Annotated in this window: 20 protein-coding genes; 18 read left to right on the forward strand and 2 right to left on the reverse strand. The window is 38.9% G+C overall.

The window, feature by feature from the left end; translation table 11 throughout:
- Positions 1–51: 51 nt before the first annotated feature.
- Positions 52–1,761: an NFACT RNA binding domain-containing protein gene (locus CCK98_RS09375; RefSeq protein WP_088086335.1), complete on the reverse strand. Its 1,710-nt coding sequence runs from the start codon at positions 1,759–1,761 to the stop codon at positions 52–54.
- Between the two features lie 230 nt (positions 1,762–1,991).
- Between CCK98_RS09375 and CCK98_RS09380 the strand changes: the two genes are divergently transcribed.
- The 17 genes from CCK98_RS09380 (at position 1,992) to spoVM (ending at position 19,891) form a co-directional block, all read left to right on the forward strand.
- Positions 1,992–4,670 carry a calcium-translocating P-type ATPase, SERCA-type gene (locus CCK98_RS09380; protein ID WP_088086336.1) on the forward strand — a complete coding sequence of 893 codons (2,679 nt, stop codon included), beginning with the start codon at positions 1,992–1,994 and terminating at the stop codon, positions 4,668–4,670.
- A gap of 106 nt (positions 4,671–4,776) precedes the next feature.
- Positions 4,777–5,652 carry a YicC/YloC family endoribonuclease gene (locus CCK98_RS09385; protein WP_088086337.1) on the forward strand — a complete coding sequence of 292 codons (876 nt, stop codon included), beginning with the start codon at positions 4,777–4,779 and terminating at the stop codon, positions 5,650–5,652.
- Positions 5,653–5,712: 60 nt separating this feature from the next.
- On the forward strand, positions 5,713–5,976 hold the full coding sequence (remA, locus tag CCK98_RS09390; protein ID WP_026566410.1) for an extracellular matrix/biofilm regulator RemA: 264 nt from the start codon (positions 5,713–5,715) through the stop codon (positions 5,974–5,976).
- An 11-nt stretch (positions 5,977–5,987) separates the two neighbouring features.
- Positions 5,988–6,605, forward strand: a complete 618-nt coding sequence (gene gmk / locus CCK98_RS09395) for a guanylate kinase (RefSeq protein ID WP_088086338.1) — start codon at positions 5,988–5,990, stop codon at positions 6,603–6,605.
- Entirely contained in the window at positions 6,605–6,823 is a 219-nt protein-coding gene (gene rpoZ, locus CCK98_RS09400; RefSeq protein WP_088086339.1) for a DNA-directed RNA polymerase subunit omega, read from the forward strand. Before gmk ends, rpoZ begins: the two co-directional genes overlap by 1 nt.
- 201 nt (positions 6,824–7,024) lie before the next feature.
- Positions 7,025–8,248, forward strand: coding sequence for a bifunctional phosphopantothenoylcysteine decarboxylase/phosphopantothenate--cysteine ligase CoaBC (gene coaBC, locus CCK98_RS09405; RefSeq protein WP_088086340.1), 1,224 nt, complete (start codon positions 7,025–7,027; stop codon positions 8,246–8,248).
- Positions 8,235–10,646, forward strand: coding sequence for a primosomal protein N' (gene priA, locus CCK98_RS09410; protein WP_088090354.1), 2,412 nt, complete (start codon positions 8,235–8,237; stop codon positions 10,644–10,646). Before coaBC ends, priA begins: the two co-directional genes overlap by 14 nt.
- A 116-nt stretch (positions 10,647–10,762) precedes the next feature.
- Positions 10,763–11,248, forward strand: coding sequence for a peptide deformylase (gene def / locus CCK98_RS09415; protein ID WP_088086341.1), 486 nt, complete (start codon positions 10,763–10,765; stop codon positions 11,246–11,248).
- A complete protein-coding gene (gene fmt, locus CCK98_RS09420) occupies positions 11,245–12,183 on the forward strand; it encodes a methionyl-tRNA formyltransferase (RefSeq protein WP_088086342.1) in 939 nt (312 codons plus the stop codon). Before def ends, fmt begins: the two co-directional genes overlap by 4 nt.
- Position 12,184: 1 nt before the next feature.
- Positions 12,185–13,534, forward strand: a complete 1,350-nt coding sequence (rsmB, locus tag CCK98_RS09425) for a 16S rRNA (cytosine(967)-C(5))-methyltransferase RsmB (RefSeq protein ID WP_088086343.1) — start codon at positions 12,185–12,187, stop codon at positions 13,532–13,534.
- A 3-nt stretch (positions 13,535–13,537) separates the two neighbouring features.
- A complete protein-coding gene (rlmN, locus tag CCK98_RS09430; protein ID WP_088086344.1) occupies positions 13,538–14,629 on the forward strand; it encodes a 23S rRNA (adenine(2503)-C(2))-methyltransferase RlmN in 1,092 nt (363 codons plus the stop codon).
- A 5-nt stretch (positions 14,630–14,634) separates the two neighbouring features.
- Positions 14,635–15,393: a Stp1/IreP family PP2C-type Ser/Thr phosphatase gene (locus CCK98_RS09435; RefSeq protein WP_088090355.1), complete on the forward strand. Its 759-nt coding sequence runs from the start codon at positions 14,635–14,637 to the stop codon at positions 15,391–15,393.
- Positions 15,390–17,381 carry a Stk1 family PASTA domain-containing Ser/Thr kinase gene (pknB, locus tag CCK98_RS09440; RefSeq protein WP_088086345.1) on the forward strand — a complete coding sequence of 664 codons (1,992 nt, stop codon included), beginning with the start codon at positions 15,390–15,392 and terminating at the stop codon, positions 17,379–17,381. Before CCK98_RS09435 ends, pknB begins: the two co-directional genes overlap by 4 nt.
- Before the next feature lie 89 nt (positions 17,382–17,470).
- Positions 17,471–18,352: a ribosome small subunit-dependent GTPase A gene (gene rsgA, locus CCK98_RS09445; RefSeq protein ID WP_088086346.1), complete on the forward strand. Its 882-nt coding sequence runs from the start codon at positions 17,471–17,473 to the stop codon at positions 18,350–18,352.
- A 2-nt stretch (positions 18,353–18,354) separates the two neighbouring features.
- Positions 18,355–18,999, forward strand: coding sequence for a ribulose-phosphate 3-epimerase (rpe, locus tag CCK98_RS09450; RefSeq protein WP_088086347.1), 645 nt, complete (start codon positions 18,355–18,357; stop codon positions 18,997–18,999).
- 55 nt (positions 19,000–19,054) lie between these two features.
- Complete coding sequence (locus CCK98_RS09455; protein WP_088086348.1) at positions 19,055–19,702, forward strand: thiamine diphosphokinase; 648 nt, start codon at positions 19,055–19,057, stop codon at positions 19,700–19,702.
- Between the two features lie 105 nt (positions 19,703–19,807).
- Positions 19,808–19,891, forward strand: a complete 84-nt coding sequence (gene spoVM, locus CCK98_RS09460; protein ID WP_035445740.1) for a stage V sporulation protein SpoVM — start codon at positions 19,808–19,810, stop codon at positions 19,889–19,891.
- A 155-nt stretch (positions 19,892–20,046) separates the two neighbouring features.
- Here spoVM and rpmB read toward each other — a convergent pair whose 3' ends face one another.
- Positions 20,047–20,235: a 50S ribosomal protein L28 gene (gene rpmB / locus CCK98_RS09465; protein WP_026566424.1), complete on the reverse strand. Its 189-nt coding sequence runs from the start codon at positions 20,233–20,235 to the stop codon at positions 20,047–20,049.
- Between the two features lie 284 nt (positions 20,236–20,519).
- Between rpmB and CCK98_RS09470 the strand changes: the two genes are divergently transcribed.
- The gene (locus CCK98_RS09470; protein WP_088086349.1) at positions 20,520–20,882 is read left to right on the forward strand and encodes an Asp23/Gls24 family envelope stress response protein; all 363 of its coding nucleotides are present in this window, start codon (positions 20,520–20,522) and stop codon (positions 20,880–20,882) included.
- The last annotated feature ends 32 nt before the right edge of the window (positions 20,883–20,914 follow it).

The raw sequence follows: 20,914 nt of genomic DNA on the forward strand, positions 1-20,914 counted from the left end.
ATAAATAGAAAAAGAGGGCATCCAAGTTCTACCGGGTGCCCTCTTTTCCTTCTATTTCTTCAATTTCAGCACCAATTCTTCATCCGGTGTTACATAAACCGTCTGTTGATTGTCGTAAATCACAAATCCAGGCTTTGCACCGCTAGGTTTTTTAACAAACCGGACCTTCGTAAAGTCGACAGGAACAGAGCTTGAATTCCTCGCTTTACTAAAATAAGAGGCTAAAACGGCAGCCTCCCGAATCGTCTCATCAGATGGTTCCTTGCTGCGAATCACCACGTGTGAGCCGGGAATATCTTTCGTATGGAGCCAAATCTCATCCCTTGCTGCCATCTTATTTGTTAAATAGTCATTTTGTTTATTATTTTTTCCAACGATGATATCCGTCCCATCTGTAGATAAGAAGTGATCTAAAATTGGTTTAGCATTCTGAGACTTTTTCAATTTCTTTTTCTGCCGTTCGCGGATATAGCCACCCTCAACTAATTCTTCACGAATCTCATGAATATCCTTTGGTGAGGCAGCTTGTACCTGCTGCAGTAAATTATCAAAATAAGCTACTTCGACTTGTGCCTTTTCAATTTGATCAACGACAATTTCAACTGCATTTTTTGCCTTTTGGTATTTTGAAAAATACTTTTGGGCATTTTCAGATGGTGTCTTTCTGGGGTCAAGCGGAATTAATATCGTTCCACCAGATTCATCATAATAATCGAGAACTTCAATATCACGCATCCCTTTCTTAGCAGCATATAAATTGGCAGTTAACAACTCGCCAGAGCGTTGATATTGATCAGCCTTTTCTGCTTCTTTCAGAGTAGCCTTCAGTTTGTTAATTTTCTTTTCATTCTTTTCTTTTTCATTTTGAATAAATCGTTCTATATCATTTCCTTGCTGCTTGACCCGGTCTCTTTCCGCTTTGCCAAAATAAAAACGGTCAAGCATTTCACTTAGTGTGTGGAAGGTCTTTATTTCTCCTTTTAGATGCTCAAGGGGAAATAAGTAAAAAGCGTCCTTACCGCCAGACGATATAATCGAAGGAGAAATCTCACCTGTTTCCACCTTTTTAATCATACGATTAAACGTTCCTGGAATTGTAGAACGATTGGCAAGACCACTTTGGAATATAACTTCCTTGGCAAAAAGGGGAGAGATCCCTGCAAATTGCTCAACTAATTGGCGGTCGAGTTTTCCTGCATTGTAATCAATTTTTCTTAATAGATCATCTTCGCTCGAATGAAACGGATTTTGCTTATTCTGTTCTGGCGGAAATACATAAGGCTGTCCTGGCAAAATGGCCCTGTGGCTATTGACGGCAAAGGAGACATGTTTGATACTATCAAGTATGACATTTCGTGTTTTATCAACCAGGACGATATTGCTATGTCTGCCCATAATTTCAATAATTAATTGTTTATAGCTGATATCGCCAATTTCATTTCTGCCCTTTATTTCTAGTACTATCATCCGATCTGTTTCTACTTGATATATATCCTCTAAAATATACCCCTCAATATGCTTCCTAAGCAGCATACAGAACATTGGGGCTTCACTAGGATTATCGTAAGCTTCATTCGTGAATTGGACCCGCGCGTAGCTTGGGTGTGCTGATAAAAGCAGCTTTTGATTAACTCCATTCGCACGAATCGTGAGAATTACTTCATTTTTATAGGGTTGATGAACCTTATTGATCCGTCCGCCCTTTAAGGAACGAACAAGTTCATCGACCATTGCTTTTGTAAATAAACCATCAAATGACATGGAAAACATCCTTTACTACAATCATTGAATTTATTATATCCTACTAAAAAAATACTGTCTTATTTTTGCTCTGTTAAACTTGCCCGTTGATTTCCGCTCCAATCAATAGGGTTCCATTTATTATCTAATTTATCTTTCACTATATCATAGCATTTTTTTGGACGACCCTGAATAAGCTTTCTTTAGAGCAGGTATTTATAGGTATTTAAAGGGGGAAGTGAGATGGTCGGATGAAATTCCATGAAATGCAGATAGAACAAGTAGAAAAGTCTCTAGAAACCGACTTTTCTTCTGGATTATCACAGGAAGAAGTAAAAAAGAGAATTAATTTGCACGGACTAAATGAGTTGGACGAAGGAGAAAAGCAATCAGCTTTACTCTTATTTTTTAGTCAATTTAAGGATTTTATGGTCTTAGTTCTTCTCGCAGCCACCTTAATCTCAGGATTGCTTGGCGAATATATTGATGCCATTGCTATTATTGCCATCGTAATTATCAATGGCTTTCTTGGTTTTTTTCAAGAAAGGCGGGCAGAGAAATCACTTCAGGCATTAAAGGCATTATCTGCACCACAGGTCTCTGTGCTCCGGGATGGTCAGTGGATCAAAATTCCTTCGAAGGAAATTGTGGTAGGGGATATTTTGAAGTTTGTCAGTGGGGACCGCATCGGTGCCGACGTCCGTGTGATTGAGTCAAAAAGTTTAGAAATTGAAGAATCAGCGCTTACAGGAGAATCCGTCCCTGTTTCCAAGCATATAGAAATCCTGACTAACCCTAACCCTGGCATAGGAGATATGGAGAATATCGCATTTATGGGTACGATGATTACGAGGGGAAGCGGGATAGGAGTCGTCATTGCAACAGGTATGAAAACAGCAATGGGACAAATTGCAGATTTGCTTCAAAATGCAGAGGCGCAAGATACTCCATTGCAACGCCGCTTAGAGCAGCTGGGAAAAATACTAATTACAGTAGCCTTACTGTTAACTGTTCTGGTTGTAGTGGTTGGAGTTTTACGAGGACACGACATATATGAGATGTTTTTAGCAGGTGTTTCTCTTGCAGTTGCGGCCATACCTGAAGGGCTGCCGGCTATCGTGACAGTGGCATTATCCCTCGGTGTGCAAAAAATGATTAAGAAAAATGCCATTGTCCGGAAATTGCCCGCAGTAGAAACACTTGGCTGTGCTTCGGTCATATGTTCAGATAAAACGGGAACAATGACACAAAACAAAATGACGGTTACCCATTTATGGAGTGGGGGTCAAACTTGGACAGTTGATGGGGTAGGGTATCAGCCGCGAGGAAATTTCTATAGAAATGAACGCAATATTAATCCTAAAGATGAAAAGGCGTTGCAACAAATGCTGATTTTTGGGATGTTATGTAATCATTCAGATTTAGTCATTAAGGATGATGATTATATTCTTGACGGAGACCCAACCGAAGGGGCGCTGTTGGTAAGTGCAATGAAAGCAGGTTTTGATCGTCCCAAATTATTAGACGAGTTTACGATCATAAATGAATTCCCATTTGACTCAACCAGAAAAATGATGAGTGTTCACGTTAAAGACAAGCAGGGACGGCATTTTATTGTCACAAAAGGGGCACCGGACGTCATTTTAGATATTAGTGAATCCGTTCTTTGGGACGAGAGGACACAATTTTTAAATAAAGAGACACAAGGGAAGGTTCAGGAGGCAATAAATGGACTCGCATCAAAGGCACTTCGAACGATCGCGATTGCCTTTAAACCAATACAGGCTAATACGATTATTTTAAGTGAACGAGAAGCTGAGAAAAATTTAACGCTTATTGGTATTCAGGGAATGATTGACCCGCCGAGACCTGAAGTGAAAAAGGCTGTAAAGGAATGTAAAGAAGCAGGTATTAAAACTGTCATGATTACCGGTGACCATGTCATCACTGCAAAAGCGATTGCCTCCCAACTTGGAATTATAACGAATAAAAGCAAGGTCATTGATGGGTATGCATTATCTGAAATGACAGTCGAAGAGCTTGAAGAAATAGTCGATGATGTTTCAGTTTTTGCTAGGGTTTCACCAGAGCATAAACTGAAAATTGTCAAAGCATTACAAAATCGCGGACATATTGTCGCAATGACGGGTGATGGTGTGAACGATGCTCCAGCTATTAAAGCCGCTGATATTGGAGTCGCAATGGGGATTACCGGGACAGATGTCGCCAAAGAAGCTTCCTCTCTTATATTGTTGGATGATAACTTTGCCACGATCAAGGCTGCGATAGTAGAAGGCAGAAATATCTATGAAAATATTCGTAAATTTGTTCGATACTTGTTGGCTTCTAATGTTGGTGAAATTTTGGTCATGTTGTTTGCAATGGTTTTAGCGCTGCCACTGCCGCTTATTCCTATCCAAATCCTTTGGGTGAATTTGGTTACTGATGGGTTGCCGGCTATGGCACTTGGGCTCGATCGACCTGAAGAAAATGTAATGAAACGTAAACCCCGCAGTCCAAATGAAGGTGTTTTCTCGCGAGGGCTGGGCTGGAAGGTTGTGTCACGTGGCTTCCTAATAGGGCTGGTAACATTACTATCCTTTATGATTGTTTACAATAACGATCCTGCCAAGTTGCAATATGCACAAACCGTTGCCTTTGCAACACTTGTCATGGCTCAGCTGATTCATGTGTTTGATTGCCGCAGTGAGAAATCAGTGCTCTCGAGAAATCCTTTCGGAAATCAGTACCTTGTTTGGGCAGTTTTATCTTCACTTGCATTGATGTTTGTCGTTATTTATTACACGCCATTACAGCCTATTTTTCACACACTGCCGGTAGAAGCTAAGGATTGGCTGTTGATTGTTGGATTATCATCGATACCAACTTTTTTACTAGCCGGGTCATTTTTGTTAAGAAAAACAAAATAAAGTGTGTTATAATCCAAAAGGTAATAGATTCCACTCTATTACCTTTTGTCTTTTTTGAAAAATATAGCTAGCCGATCAATTTTTCAGAAGATTGGATGTGCACATAATGGTTATAAGTATGACAGGCTTTGGAAGAGCTAAAACAGAATCAGATTGCTTCTCTGTCAATGTGGAAGTAAAAACAGTGAACCACCGTTTCTGTGAAATGAATATCCGCATGCCAAGGCAGCTTTTAAAAATAGAAGATAGAATGAAAAAGAAACTTAATCAGTATATCCGCCGTGGAAGGGTAGAAGTTTATGTTAGCTTAGAGGGTGAAGGCGTCGTGACCCGCAAAGTCCACGTGGATTGGAAACTGCTTGATGAGTATTATCAATTTATCAAACAGGCTCGTGAAAAATATGATGTTGAAGGAACGTTAACACTTCAGAATTTGCTAAGTAGAAGTGAACTTTTACATATTGAAGAAAGTGAAGCTGGAAATGAAGAGCTTGATAATCTAGTTCTGGCTGCAACAGAAGAAGCTGCCAAGTATTTAACACAAATGCGGATGGCAGAAGGTGAAGAATTAAAAAAGGATTTGCTCGCCATTTTATCTCAATTAGAATCACATGTTTTTGAACTCCAGAAATTTGCTCCTCTCGTTGTTCAATCCTTTAAAGAGCGATTAACAAAAAGAATGGAAGAGTTTGTTAATGGGCAATTGGACGAAACGAGGATCTTGACGGAAGTAGCCGTTTTTGCTGATAAAGCAGATATAAATGAAGAAGTCACACGATTAAAAAGCCATTTTCAACAATTCTTGCAAACCCTTGAGAGTATGGAACCGATTGGAAGAAAATTGGATTTTATCGTCCAGGAAATGAACAGAGAAGCAAATACCATTGGTTCAAAAGCAAACGATTCAAACATTGCTAAAAAGGTTGTAGATATTAAAAGTCTACTTGAGAAGCTAAAAGAACAGGTTCAAAATATCGAGTGATCCTTGTTTAGAAACTGTTTGAGACGGTCAAAATATATTATTAATGATTGGATGAGTCCCATGTCGATAAAATTAATTAATATTGGATTTGGAAATATCGTTTCTGCCAATCGAATTATTTCAATTGTCAGCCCTGAATCTGCTCCAATAAAAAGAATTATTCAAGATGCCCGGGACCGGGGAGCATTAATTGATGCCACATACGGTAGGCGGACACGAGCGGTGATTGTTATGGATAGTGATCATGTTATTCTATCAGCTGTACAACCTGAAACGGTAGCGCACCGCTTAGCTGATCGTGATGAAATAATTGATGAAGGGTAGGATTTCTGAAAATGCAGGAAAAAGGATTGCTGATTGTACTTTCTGGGCCCTCCGGGGTTGGAAAAGGAACTGTTCGGAAAGAAATTTTTTCCCATCCGGATACAGCTTTTGAATACTCCATTTCGATGACAACCCGCTCACCACGAGATGGGGAGATTGATGGAGTGGATTACTTCTTTAAGTCAAGAGAAGAGTTTGAACAATTAATTGAACAAGGCAAATTGTTAGAGTATGCCGAATTTGTCGGGAATTATTACGGTACCCCTGTTGACTATGTACGTTCCACTTTGGATGCTGGAAAAGACGTCTTCTTAGAGATTGAAGTAAAGGGTGCCCGTCAGGTACGAGAAAAGTTCCCTGAAGGTTTATTTATTTTCCTTATGCCGCCAAGTTTATCTGAACTAAAAAACCGGATTGTAACAAGAGGAACGGAAACAGATGACATCATACAAAACCGCCTGCTTTCAGCTCGCGAAGAAATTGAAATGATGGAATTATATGATTATGTTGTTGAAAATGATCAAGTGGAGCACGCCTGTGAACGCGTGAAATCCATCGTTACTGCGGAGCATTGCCGCAGAGAACGTGTTGAACACCGCTATAAAAAATTGCTGGAGGTTGAATTATAATGTTATATCCTTCTATTGATTCGCTGCTTGAGAAAATTGATTCGAAATACTCGCTTGTTTCCGTAGCTGCGAAGCGCGCTCGCGTGATGTCTCAGGTAAGAGATGAAAGATTGCCAAAATACGTTTCCCATAAACATGTTGGAAAAGCACTAGAGGAAATATATAGTGGTGAACTAACCTACCGAATTTCTAAAAAAGCAGACACATCTGCTGAGTAGTCTTAAATAGGTATTAATTGACAGTAAATTTCTGAGAGAAGGCCTGACAAAAGGGGAAATCCTTACATGTCAGCCTTTTTTATTTTGGTTATCCTCGTTATGTAGAATTTGTCGAATTACGAGTGGAAAAAGGTGAAAAATTGCATTCATTCTAGCATAATAAAGAAAGAGTGAAATGACGAGAAGCGGGGGAATCCAATAATGGTACAGGATAAAAAAATATTATTATGTGTTACAGGCGGAATCGCCGTCTATAAAGCAGCGGCACTAACAAGTAAGCTTGTTCAGGCTGGTGCTCATGTAAAAATCATTTTAAGTGAATCTGCACAGAAATTTGTTACCCCATTAACTTTCCAGGCGTTATCCCGTAATGAAGTATATGTTGATACCTTTGACGAAAAAAATCCACGTGTCATTGCTCATATTGATTTAGCTGATTGGGCAGATTTAATCCTTGTTGCGCCTGCTACAGCAAATACGATTGGAAAAATAGCTGGTGGAATAGCCGATAATATGATAACAACGGTCCTGCTTGCAGCAACCTCACCAGTCTGGATTGCCCCTGCGATGAATGTGCATATGTACGACCATCCTGCTGTGAAGAAGAACCTCTCAATATTGGCTGAGTACGGATATCAATTTATTGAACCTAGTGAAGGTTATCTTGCCTGTGGATATGTAGGAAAGGGCCGATTGGAAGAGCCGGAAAAAATCGTCCAGCTCGTACAACAATTTTTTACCGATCAATTCCAACAAACCTTAAGTAGAAAAACAGTTGTGGTTACAGCGGGGCCAACACGGGAAAAGATTGATCCTGTTCGTTTTATTTCCAATCATTCAACAGGGAAAATGGGTTATGCCCTTGCTGTTGAGGCAAAAAAACAAGGTGCCCATGTTGTATTAGTTTCGGGACCGGTGGGGTTGCCAGCTCCATTAGGTATGGAAGTAGTGAAGGTCGAGAGCGCTGAAGAAATGTATAATGCAGTATTGAAGTATTATGACTCAGCGGATGTAGTCATTAAAACAGCCGCCGTTGCCGATTACCGTCCAAAAACTGCATATGATCATAAGGTAAAGAAACAAGCCAGTGACTCGAGTATAGAGTTGGAACGAACGAAAGATATCCTGCTAGAGTTGGGTAAGAGAAAGAGGAACCAAGTGCTTGTAGGCTTTGCAGCTGAAACGGAAAATGTTGAAGAATATGCAAGGAAAAAATTAAAGGCGAAAAATGCAGATATGATCGTTGCAAACAATGTGAAAGCGGAAGGGGCAGGGTTTGGGACAGATACAAATATTGTCACACTTTTCAAACGGTCTGGCTCAAATATAGATTTACCGATTATGTCAAAAAGTGATGTAGCAAAAAGGATTATCGAAGAAATTACTTCCCTATTGAAGGATATGGATGAAAATGGAAATAGCTAGTGTGATTGTGGATGTACCGGCAAAACAAACGGATAGAGCGTTCGATTATTTAATTCCAGAGCAGTGGTGGGGAACAATCCAGCCGGGCATGAGGGTAATCGTTCCGTTTGGTCCGAGGAAAATCCAAGGATTTGTCACTTCGCTTAAAACACAATCTGAATTTAAAAAATTAAGAGAAATTATCGAGCCCATGGATCTTGAGCCAATCTTAAACAAGGATTTACTTGACCTGGGTGACTGGCTAACTGAGAATACACTTTGTTTTAAAATCTTTGCTTTTCAGGTTATGCTTCCAGCCGCGTTAAAAGCTAAATACGAAAAAAAAGTGAAGATTACTGCAGGGGTGGAGGCTGCTGATTTATCCGAACCCCTTCAAACTCTTTTTGAAAACAATCCAATGATAGACTGGGAAGAAGCTTTGAATAATGGAGTGGTTCCCTTATTACAAAAGGAAGCAGCAAAAGGTAAACTTGAAGTCCTTTACATCGTTAAGGAGAAGGTCAAAAAGAAACAGCGTAAGTATGTCCGCCCACTTGTATCGCTTGCTGAATTGAAAGATGAAGTAGTCCGATTTCCAGCAAAGGCTGAAAAGCAAAAACTAGTATTGAGCTATTTTATCAATCATTTCGAACCAGTCGAATTGAGGCAGCTTGTAGCTGAATTAAATACGACATCCTCAACTGTTAAGGCACTTGTAGAAAAGAAACTTCTTACTGAGTATGATATGGAGGTTTACCGCGATCCGTTTGAACATAGGACCTTTAAACGAACAAAGCCCTTACCATTAACAAATTCTCAACAGACCGTGATTGGGCCGATTCTAAACGCGATTGAATCAAATCGACATGAGGTATTCTTGCTCTATGGTGTAACAGGAAGCGGAAAAACCGAAATTTACCTCCAATCCATTCAAGAAGTTATTGAAAGAGGACAGGAAGCAATTGTGCTTGTACCAGAAATTTCACTCACTCCCCAAATGGTGAATCGTTTTAAAGGAAGATTTGGGGACTTAGTGGCTGTTTTGCACAGCGGTTTGTCAGCTGGAGAAAAATATGATGAGTGGCGGAAGATTCAACGTAAAGAAGTAAAAGTAGCTGTAGGAGCAAGATCAGCGATTTTTGCCCCATTTGAGAACTTAGGAATTATTATTATTGATGAAGAGCACGAAACAAGTTATAAGCAGGAGGATATGCCTCGATATCATGCTAGGGATGTTGCAGTTGAAAGAGCTAAAACGTATAACTGTCCGGTTGTGCTCGGAAGCGCTACCCCATCACTCGAGTCGTTTGCCAGGGCTCAAAAGAAGGTGTATCATCTATTATCGCTCCCTAACCGGATGAATAATCAAACCCTGCCCTCAGTAGAGATCATTGATATGCGTGAGGAGCTTCGTGACGGAAATCGGTCAATGTTTTCACGTAAGCTTTTTGATATGCTTAAGGACCGAATAGAAAAAAAACAACAATCTGTTTTATTTTTAAATAAACGGGGTCATTCGTCATTTGTGATGTGCCGGGACTGCGGTTATGTGATGAACTGCCCTAACTGCGACATATCGCTTACCTACCACCGAGTAAATGAACAAATGAAATGCCATTATTGCGGGTATGAAAGCCATGTTCCAAAGCAATGCCCGGAGTGTTCCAGTGATTATATTCGGTATTTTGGGACTGGTACTCAAAAGGTCGAGGACGAGCTTGGTAAAATTCTCCCAGAAGCAAGGGTTATTCGGATGGATGTTGATACAACTGGTCGAAAGGGCTCACACGAACGATTATTAACTGATTTTCAGAACGGCAAAGCAGATATTCTCCTCGGGACTCAAATGATTGCAAAAGGGCTGGATTTCCCAAATATCACCTTAGTTGGTGTCCTTTCGGCTGATACGATGCTGCATTTACCTGATTTCCGTGCGTCTGAAAAAACCTTTCAATTATTAACACAGGTAAGCGGAAGAGCGGGACGTCATCAATTGCCGGGGGAGGTCATCATTCAGACCTACACCCCTGAACACTATAGTGTCGAACTTGCAGGAACACAGGATTATGATCTCTTTTACCAAAGAGAAATGATGATTCGAAAAACCCATCATTATCCACCCTTCTATTATCTATCACTCATAACAGTCAGTCATGAGCAGTTGATGACTGTCGTTACAGCGACAGAGAAAATTGTTAATTATGTACGTTCGCAGGTTTCAAAGGATGCCGTCGTTTTAGGACCCGCAGCCTCGCCGATTCCTAGGATTAATAATAGATATCGCTATCAATGTCTGATAAAATACAAGCGGGAACCGAACTTGACAAAAATGTTAAAAACCATCTTGGATCAACACCAGAAAGATACTAAAAGCGGCTTATTGGTATCAATAGATGTAAATCCATTTATATTAATGTAAGTTAGCCAAATGTAACCTGGTCATCAAAGGTTATTATTTCGCATTTTTGGTGAAAATGTAAGCAATTAATAAATTTAAAACGCCTATATAAGAATGGAATTAATGGGGGAAATAATTTGCCTATACTCAAAGTAATAAATTACCCTGCTGAGATACTTGAGCAGACTTGCAAGCCAGTGATTAAGTTTGATAAAAAGCTTGCAAAAATACTTGATAATATGTATGACACGATGATTGAATATGATGGGGTGGGACTAGCTGCTCCGCAAATTGGATTGGACGTACGCATCGCAATTGTTGATATCGATGATGAATTAGGGACAATCGAAATGATTAACCCAGTAATATTAGAAACATCCGGTGAACAAACTGGACCAGAAGGTTGTTTAAGTTTCCCTGGATTATTTGGTGAAGTGACAAGGCCCAATTTTGTTAAAATTGAGGCATTTGACCGAAAAGGCAGAAAATACACATTAGAAGCAGAAGAATTCCTAGCAAGGGCGATTCAACATGAAATCGATCATCTGGACGGGATTTTATTTACATCTAAAGTGACGAGATATCTCGAGGAAGATGAGTTAAAAGGAGTAGAAGTTGAATGACCAAAATTGTTTTTATGGGTACTCCAGATTTTTCTGTGCCAATCTTACAACAACTGATTAAAGATGGATATGATGTCATTGGAGTAGTTACACAACCAGATCGACCAGTGGGAAGAAAAAAGATTTTAACACCTCCCCCGGTTAAGGTAGAAGCCTTGAAACATTCTATTCCTGTCTTTCAACCAGAAAAAATCCGTCAAGAAGAAGAACTTGAAAAAATCCTTTCCTTGAATCCAGATTTAATTGTTACTGCTGCTTTTGGGCAAATCCTACCCAATAAGCTGTTAGAAGCGCCTAAATACGGTTGTATAAATGTTCATGCATCCCTGCTCCCAGAACTTCGTGGTGGTGCCCCTATTCATTATGCAATTATGCAAGGAAAACAAAAAACAGGTGTTACCATCATGTATATGGTTGAAAAATTAGATGCTGGGGATATTTTAACAAGGATTGAAGTCCCAATTGCTGAAGAGGACAATGTTGGTACATTGCATATTAAATTAAGTACAGCCGGGGCTAAATTGTTGGCAGAAACTTTGCCGCTTCTATTGGAAGGCCGTCTGACGCCTAAGCCTCAAAACAATGAAGAAGCCACATTTGCTGCCAATATTAAGCGAGAACAAGAAAAAATTAATTGGGCAAAAACAGGTGAAGAAATCTTTAATCATATCCGTGCTCTAAATCCATGGCCAGTTGCGTTTACAACCTTGAATGGTCAGGTCTTAAAGATATGGCGGGCTGAAAAGGAATCTGGACAGAAAGTGGCAGTACCTGGAACAATTATTAATATAGAATCGGATAGCTTTTCGGTATCAACCGGTAATGGAACGGCAATCAAAATCATTGAGCTTCAGCCCTCTGGAAAAACAAAAATGATGAGTGAACAATTTTTACGGGGTTCAAAAATTTCAATAGGCACCAAGCTGGGAGAATAAAATGACTTCAACAATAAATAATGTACGGGCAATCGCAATGGATAGTTTAGTTGCTATTGAGAAAAACCAATCTTACAGCAATTTACTTCTTAATAATACAATTGAAAAACACGAATTGTCTCCTAAAGATGTCGGACTGTTAACGGAATTGACGTATGGAACCTTACAAAGAAGAATGGCACTTGACTTTTATTTAGAGCCTTTTGTAAAAGATAATAAAAAATTAGCCAATTGGGTTCATCATTTACTTAGACTAACGCTTTATCAAATGATTTATCTCGATCGAATTCCGGACAGAGCAGCGATCTACGAAGCTGTAGAAATTGCCAAAAGTCGTGGTCATAAGGGTATAGCAAGTTTGGTAAATGGAGTATTGCGGAGTATTCAAAGAGAAGGGCTCCCATCCATGGAGGAAGTCTCGGACCCAACCAAAAGACTATCACTTGAAACTAGCCACCCTGAATGGCTAATTACCCGATGGGTTAACCAATTTGGTTATGAAAAAACAAAAGAAATGTGTGAAGTAAACCTAACAGCACCATTGCAAACAGCTAGAGTTAATCTCACGAAAATTTCAAGAGATGAATGTGTTGCGATTTTAGAAGAAGATGGTTTTCAAATCGAAAAAAGTCCAATTATTCCTGAGGCGATCAGATCGTTAAAGGGGAATTTAGCGTCTACCATTGCTTTTAAATATGGAATGTTTACTATTCAAGATGAAAGCTCGATGCTCGCCGCCTATGCATTAGGGGCAAAGCAGAACGAATTTATCCTTGATGCTTGTGCAGCACCAGGTGGTAAAAGTACACATATCGCTGAAAAAATGGATAATACGGGAGAAGTCATATCGGTTGATCTCCATCAGCACAAAGTCAGATTAATCAATGATAATGCCAAGCGACTAGGGTTAGAAAATATAAAAACAAGCGTTTCTGATTCCAGACAAATACAGGAAAAATTCAACAAAGAATCATTTGATCGTATCCTTCTGGATGCTCCGTGCTCGGGTCTTGGAGTAATGCGGAGAAAACCTGATATGAAATACACAAAAACAGAGAAGGATATTGAACGGTTAAGTACGATTCAACAAGACTTATTAATGTCCGTATCCCCTTTATTGAAAAAGGATGGCATACTTGTCTATAGTACTTGTACTGTAGATAAAGAGGAAAATGAATACACGGTTAAGACATTCCTAGAGAATAACCCTGAATTCGAAGGAGATTTATCATTTAAAAACAGGATGCCTGAAGCTATCCAACCATTGATTACAGGTTTTGATTTACAGATATTCCCACAAGATCTTGGGTCTGATGGGTTCTATATTGCAGTTTTAAGGAAGAAGGTGTAACAGTTGGAACAATTAAATACAACTGAGACAAACACAGCTAAGGAAATTAAGAAGAAATCAATTTATTCATTGCAGCTTAACGAATTAAAGAATTGGCTAACTGAAAATGCTGAAAAGGCATTCCGTGCCGAACAAATCTATGAATGGCTTTATAAAAAACGAATTACATCGTTTGAGGATATGAGTAATGTATCAAAAGGATTAAGAGATAAGCTTGCTAGCCATTTTGAATTAACAACATTAAATACGGCGATTCAACAAACATCATCTGATGGAACCATAAAATTCCTTTTTGAACTTCAAGATGGATACTCGATTGAAACGGTGCTAATGCGTCATGATTATGGAAACTCCGTTTGTGTTACGACACAGGTAGGCTGCCGAATAGGGTGTACTTTTTGCGCCTCTACATTAGGCGGCTTAAAAAGACACTTAGAGGCAGGAGAGATTGTCGCACAAGTTGTAAAAGTTCAGCAAACACTTGATGAAACAGATGAGCGTGTAAATTCAGTTGTTATCATGGGAATTGGTGAGCCATTTGATAATTATGATAACATGTTATCATTTTTAAAAATAATCAATCATGAAAAGGCTCTTAATATCGGAGCACGCCATATAACCGTATCAACAAGTGGTATCGTTCCGAAAATTTATCAATTTGCAGATGAAAATACACAAATTAATTTTGCTATTTCTCTCCACGCTCCCAATACGGAATTACGTTCAAGGCTAATGCCTATTAATAAGGCTTATAAACTTGATGACTTAATGGAATCAGTAAGGTATTATATCGATAAGACAGGTCGTCGAATAAGCTTTGAATATGGTCTTTTTGGCGGTGTAAACGATTCAGTCGAGCATGCTGAAGAGTTAGCTATATTATTAAAAGGATTAAAATGTCATGTGAATCTAATTCCTGTAAACTATGTTCCTGAAAGAGATTATGTACGGACTCCAAGAGACAAAATTTTTGCTTTTGAAAAAACATTGAAAAACCGAGGTATTAATGTAACCATTCGCAGGGAGCAAGGTTCAGATATCGCTGCAGCATGTGGGCAACTTCGTGCAAAGGAGCGGAAAGAGGAGACGAGGTGACAAAAGTGAAGGCTGTTTTTAAAACGGACCAGGGTAGAGTTCGCCAGAATAATGAGGATAGTGGTGGTACTTTTGTTAATCGGGATGGACACCGTCTTGCCATCGTAGCAGATGGCATGGGCGGTCACCTTGCCGGTGATGTTGCTAGTAGCATGAGCGTTTCGCATCTTCAAGAAATGTGGGAGAAATCTGAAGGAATTCGTACAGCAGATCAAGCTGAAGCATGGCTGAAAACCCATGTTCTCCAGGTTAATCAATTATTGTTTGACCATTCAAGAAGTCACGTGGAATGTGAAGGTATGGGTACTACTATAGAGGCAGTGATTGCTTCTGAAAATTTTACAACGATTGCACATGTGGGGGATAGTCGTTGTTATATCTTAAATGATACAGGCTTCAAGCAGCTAACGGAGGACCATACACTTGTGAATGAGTTAGTCCGAACTGGACAAATCACTAAAGAGGATGCAGAACATCATCCCAGGAAAAATTGGATATTAAGAGCGTTAGGAACAGAACAGGATGTAAAAATCGATTTAAAAACGATAATGTTCGAAGAAGGAGATTTTCTCCTTTTATGCTCTGATGGGTTGTCAAATAAAGTCAACGAACAAGAAATGGTTAAAATTCTTCAAAATGAAGAATCACTTGAACAAAAGGCTTCCACATTAATTAATATTGCAAATGATAACGGTGGAGAAGACAATATTACCCTGATCATATTAGAATATGCTAATGATTTTGAATTGGGTGATGAGAAGTGATTATTGGGAAAAGAATCAGCGGCCGCTATAAAATTCTTAAAATGATAGGCGGAGGCGGAATGGCCAATGTCTATTTAGCACATGATATGATACTAGACAGAGAAGTTGCCGTGAAAATGCTCCGCCTTGACTTTGCCAATGATGAAGAATTTATTCGACGCTTTCATAGAGAAGCACAATCTGCCACAAGTCTTACCCATCCAAATATCGTTAGTATTTATGATGTGGGTGAAGAGGATTCTCTTTACTATATTGTTATGGAATATGTGAATGGGCAAACATTAAAGCAATACATAAACCAGCATTCGTCACTCCGTGTAGAAAAGGCATTAGACATAATGATGCAATTAACATCTGCAATTTCCCATGCCCATCAAAATCATATTATTCATCGTGATATAAAACCGCATAACATTCTAATTGATCCTAATGGCAGTGTGAAAATTACTGATTTTGGGATAGCCATGGCCTTAAGTGCGACAAGCATTACCCAAACAAATTCTGTGTTAGGTTCTGTCCACTATTTATCACCGGAACAAGCTCGTGGGGGAATGGCTAATCGGAAATCTGATATTTATTCACTTGGGATTGTCATGTTCGAAATTTTAACAGGCAGGCTTCCATTCTCAGGGGAATCAGCCGTTTCGATTGCATTGAAACATCTCCAGTCAGAAACACCTTCTGTTAGAAGGTGGAATTCAACTATACCGCAAAGTGTAGAGAATATCGTCCTAAAAGCAACGGCAAAGGATCCATTCCATCGTTATAACAGTGTCGATGAAATGGAGGAGGATTTAAGGACGGCGCTAAATCCTGAAAGAATGGATGAACCAAAGTTTATTATTCTAATTGATGATGAGGCAACAAAAGCCATTCCAATCATAACAAATGACCGTCCACATAAAAACCTTGATGAAACATTAGTGCATAGTAATGATAAAATATTGCCTGCCAAAAATGATACACCTAATAAGGAGAAAACTAGTAAGAAAAAGCGGAAAAAATGGCCGATGATCTTAATTTCGACTTTCCTTATACTTTCCATTCTCGGACTATTAACGGTTACATTTTTACCTGATTTATTGTCTGCTAAGGACGTCAAAATTCCTGACGTAAGTGGAATGGATGTTGATGATGCGATTTCTGAGCTTCAGCTCAGCGGAATAGTGGTTGACAAACAGGTTGAAATTCCTGATGATCTGGTGGCTGAAGGAAAGGTTATCAAGACCGACCCCGAAATTGGCAGTACAGTCAAGGAGAACGCAAAGGTTAATTTATATATTAGTACTGGAAAAGAAAAAATTGAGCTGTCAAATTATGTAGGCCGGATATATGATGATATTTTCCGTTTATTAGAAGACAGGGGTTTTAAAGATATTCTGAAAACTGAGAAATACGATGAGAGTGAACCAGGAACCATTATTAGCCAAAACCCATCAGGAGGCGAAGAAATTATTCCTGAAGATACTGCATTAGAATTTGAAGTCAGTAAAGGACCTGAAATAATTGTCCTAAGGGACCTAACCGAATACAATTTAAAAGGGGCCGAGGATTATGCCTTATTAGTAGGGCTGACTTTAGATGTCTCAGAAGAAAAATATGATGAAAAAATTCCTGCTGGCATGGTGATTTCACAAACTCCAAAGTCTGGAACAGAACTGAAAAAAGGCGATAAGGTATCAGTCATCATTTCAAAAGGAAAAGAAGAAAAACCGCCAAAAACGGTAGTTAAAGATATAACAATTGATTATGAACCGACTGTCCCAGTGCCAGTGCCAGGAGATCCTGTACAAAAACAAGAGGTTTTAATCTACATCGAAGATATGAATCATAGTATGACGGAACCTGCCGAATCATTTTTTATAACTGAAACGACAAAAAAACAAATAGAACTCACTATTCCATATGGCGGAAAAGCGGGCTATAAGATTATTCGTGACAGCAAGGTGATAGCAGAGGATGTAATTAACTATCCAGAAACAGAGTAATTAATATTAATATGCTCTTTATCAAATCAGTTAACAGAATTTTGAATGATTAGTTGATGTTTTCGAAATGAATGACAAGGAGTGTGGCTATGCCTGAAGGGAAAATTGTTAAAGCATTAAGCGGATTCTATTATGTTCTTGATGATGACAAGTTGATCCAATGCCGTGGTAGAGGGGTATTTAGAAAGAATAAAATTACCCCACTTGTTGGAGACGAAGTTGTTTTTCAAGCAGAAAATGACTTGGAAGGCTACATTATGGAAGTGAAGACACGAAAGAACGAATTGATACGTCCACCCATTGCGAATGTAGATCAAGCGATTCTTGTGTTTTCGGCTGTTGAACCAGATTTCAGTACTGTTCTTTTAGATCGTTTCCTTGTGCTAGTTGAATTTAATCGGATTGAACCGCTTATTTGTATCACTAAAATGGACCTCACAAACGAAGAGCAGCAAAAGAAGATTAAGATTTATGCAGAGCAGTATTCGTCTGCAGGGTATAAAGTAATACTAACTTCTTCCGAAACAGAAGCGGGGGTTGAACTGTTAAGTCCACACATTGATAATAAAATATCTGTTTTTGCTGGTCAGTCAGGTGTAGGAAAATCATCTTTGCTAAATGTACTTAGACCTGATCTTGATTTGAAAACAAATGATATTTCGTCGCATCTTGGCCGTGGAAAACACACGACAAGACATGTGGAGTTAATAAAGATTGGAAATGGATTAATAGCAGATACACCAGGCTTCAGTTCATTAGAATTTACCAATATTGAAGCCGAAGATTTGACTTCATGTTTTCCTGAAATGCAAAGAGCAAGTGAGAATTGTAAATTCCGAGGATGCTTGCATGGGACCGAACCGAAATGCGGTGTGAAACATGCAGTTGAATCAGGTGAAATCCCTAGGTACCGATATGAACATTATCTGGATTTCCTACAAGAGATAAAAGATAGAAAGCCGAGGTATTAAAGATGGTAAAAATAGCACCTTCGATTCTTTCCGCCGATTTTTCGAAATTAGGTGAAGAGATTATTGCTGTTGAAAAAGGTGGAGCAGACTATATTCATGTCGATGTCATGGATGGTCACTTTGTACCAAATATTACGATTGGTCCGCTCATTGTTGAGGCCATTCGTCCGATTACGAAGCTGCCACTTGATGTACACTTAATGATTGAAAACCCTGATCAATATATTGAGGCATTTGCCAAAGCTGGAGCCGATTTTATTACCGTACATGTGGAAGCATGTCGCCATCTTCACCGCACAGTCCAAAATATTAAATCCTTTGGTATCAAGGCGGGTGTTGTTTTAAATCCAGCAACCCCCGTGGAATCCATTCAGCACATAATTGGAGACATTGATATGGTATTATTAATGTCGGTTAATCCAGGGTTCGGTGGGCAAAAATTTATACCAGAGGTACTTCCGAAAATAAGAAAAGTTAAAGAAATGGCAGAACAAAAAGGCTTAGACATTGAGATTGAAATTGACGGCGGTGTTAATTCAGAAACGGCAAAGCTATGCATGGAAGCCGGTGCAAATGTACTTGTTGCAGGCTCGGCTATTTATAATGAAGAAGATTATGCCAAGGCAATTTCGCAAATAAGAGGTTAATGATAAGAGCCAGCTTTAGCGCTGGCTTTTTGCATATGGAAAAGGAGTTAGTTTTATGATAATTAATATTCTAGCCGGAGGACCTGAAAGCCTATTACCTGATTTAACAGAGTATCTACAGAAGGATACAATTTGGGTCGGAGTTGACCGAGGTGTCTATCATTTGTTAAAAAGAAATATAACTCCGGTCATTGCCTTTGGGGATTTCGATTCAGTATCATCTGAGGAATTAATGTTTATTGAAGAACGGGTAGTAGAATTGAAGAAGTATAAGCCGGAAAAAGATGAAACAGACATGGAGTTAGCCCTCAATTGGGCACTTGATCAGAATCCAAGTATGATCTGTATGTTCGGTGCAACTGGGGGGAGGCTTGATCATTTATTTGCCAATGTTCACTTATTGCTGAATCAGTTCAAAGCCAAAAAATCGGCTGATATCTGCTTGATTGACCGCTATAACATCATTTTTATTAAAGAACCCGGGCACTATACAATTGAAAAAATAAACAAAAAAAAATATATTTCCTTTGTTCCTTTAACGCTAAATGTCAGCAATCTCACCCTAAGGGGCTTTAAATTTCCTTTGGAAAATCGTCATATTTCAATCGGGTCAACACTATGTATTAGTAATGAACTTATTAGTGAATATGGTACTTTTTCATTTTCTGAAGGCATATTAATAGTGATAAGAAGTCACGATTAATATGCAATACAATTTGGTACTGATTTCGTTCGTTTGAATAAAATGGTAGGGCGTTCGAAAAAAGTTGAGATGAATAAGCTGGGGAGATTTGTGAGGAGGGACAGTATGAAATTCTATACAATTAAACTGCCGAAATTTTTAGGCGGACTTGTCCGTGCGATGATTGGGGCGTTTAAAAAGAACGAATAGCATGGGTTTTTATCTAGATAATCTTTTCATTAACGAATGGCACCCTTTTAATTTGGGTGCTTTTTATTTGGTTAAATAGGGAATAATAGGGTTGTAGAGTAATTGTACTTTTTGTATATAAAGAAAAGACATCCTCATCGGATGCCTTTTCCATATTAAACGCGTTCTACTTTACCTGATTTTAACGCTCTTGCAGAAACCCAAACACGTTTAGGCTTTCCATCAACAAGAATACGTACTTTTTGTAGGTTAGCACCCCATGTACGCTTATTTGCGTTCATAGCGTGAGAACGTGCGTTACCAGTTGTTGTTTTCTTTCCAGTTACAACACATTGACGTGGCATAATGATTTCCCTCCTTAACTACCAAAAGCTTTATACAGCTATCTTTAAGATCCTCATCTGAAAAAAGAAAATTGTTTGAACAAATTTTCTAGACTTGAGATACCTTAATAATTTATCATACAACTTATTTGATTGCAATAGTTACCTTTCAAGAAAAAAACCTTGACATCCCTATTATTTAAATGCTCTTATATTAAACAGTCAGGAATAACTTTCAATATTGCATTGACTATAGTAAAATGACTGTAGTCAAGGAGCAATTTTTTCAAGAGGGGGAACGATTCATGTCCATTGAATTAAAAACAAAGTTCGGACAAATTGATATTTCAAACGAAGTAATCGCGACCATCGCTGGAGGAGCGGCAATCGAATGCTATGGAATTGTCGGTATGGCCTCAAAGAATCAAATTAAAGACGGAATTACGGAAATACTACGAAGAGAAAATTTCACTCGCGGCGTGATCGTCCGCCAAGAAAATGAGGCATTACATATTGATATGTACATTATTGTTAGCTATGGAACGAAAATTTCCGAAATTGCCCACAACGTGCAATCAAAGGTTAAATACACCCTCGATAAGACTGTTGGACTTGCCGTTGACTCGGTTAATATTTACGTTCAGGGAGTTCGAGTGACGAACCCTTAAGTTCGTGTAACGAACCTCAAGTAGAGGAGGAA

Origin of the sequence: Bacillus sp. OV166 (assembly GCF_900177675.1) — a bacterium.
Taxonomy (GTDB): domain Bacteria; phylum Bacillota; class Bacilli; order Bacillales; family Cytobacillaceae; genus Neobacillus.

What these genes read in the sequence shown, in the direction of transcription:
- CCK98_RS09375 (WP_088086335.1), bottom strand. Translation starts at nt 1,761, where the DNA reads ATGTCATTTGATGGTTTATTTACAAAAGCAATGGTCGATGAACTTGTT.
- CCK98_RS09380 (WP_088086336.1), top strand. Translation starts at nt 1,992, where the DNA reads ATGAAATTCCATGAAATGCAGATAGAACAAGTAGAAAAGTCTCTAGAA.
- CCK98_RS09385 (WP_088086337.1), top strand. Translation starts at nt 4,777, where the DNA reads ATGGTTATAAGTATGACAGGCTTTGGAAGAGCTAAAACAGAATCAGAT.
- remA (WP_026566410.1), top strand. Translation starts at nt 5,713, where the DNA reads ATGTCGATAAAATTAATTAATATTGGATTTGGAAATATCGTTTCTGCC.
- gmk (WP_088086338.1), top strand. Translation starts at nt 5,988, where the DNA reads ATGCAGGAAAAAGGATTGCTGATTGTACTTTCTGGGCCCTCCGGGGTT.
- rpoZ (WP_088086339.1), top strand. Translation starts at nt 6,605, where the DNA reads ATGTTATATCCTTCTATTGATTCGCTGCTTGAGAAAATTGATTCGAAA.
- coaBC (WP_088086340.1), top strand. Translation starts at nt 7,025, where the DNA reads ATGGTACAGGATAAAAAAATATTATTATGTGTTACAGGCGGAATCGCC.
- priA (WP_088090354.1), top strand. Translation starts at nt 8,235, where the DNA reads ATGGAAATAGCTAGTGTGATTGTGGATGTACCGGCAAAACAAACGGAT.
- fmt (WP_088086342.1), top strand. Translation starts at nt 11,245, where the DNA reads ATGACCAAAATTGTTTTTATGGGTACTCCAGATTTTTCTGTGCCAATC.
- rsmB (WP_088086343.1), top strand. Translation starts at nt 12,185, where the DNA reads ATGACTTCAACAATAAATAATGTACGGGCAATCGCAATGGATAGTTTA.
- rsgA (WP_088086346.1), top strand. Translation starts at nt 17,471, where the DNA reads ATGCCTGAAGGGAAAATTGTTAAAGCATTAAGCGGATTCTATTATGTT.
- rpe (WP_088086347.1), top strand. Translation starts at nt 18,355, where the DNA reads ATGGTAAAAATAGCACCTTCGATTCTTTCCGCCGATTTTTCGAAATTA.
- CCK98_RS09455 (WP_088086348.1), top strand. Translation starts at nt 19,055, where the DNA reads ATGATAATTAATATTCTAGCCGGAGGACCTGAAAGCCTATTACCTGAT.
- spoVM (WP_035445740.1), top strand. Translation starts at nt 19,808, where the DNA reads ATGAAATTCTATACAATTAAACTGCCGAAATTTTTAGGCGGACTTGTC.
- rpmB (WP_026566424.1), bottom strand. Translation starts at nt 20,235, where the DNA reads ATGCCACGTCAATGTGTTGTAACTGGAAAGAAAACAACAACTGGTAAC.
- CCK98_RS09470 (WP_088086349.1), top strand. Translation starts at nt 20,520, where the DNA reads ATGTCCATTGAATTAAAAACAAAGTTCGGACAAATTGATATTTCAAAC.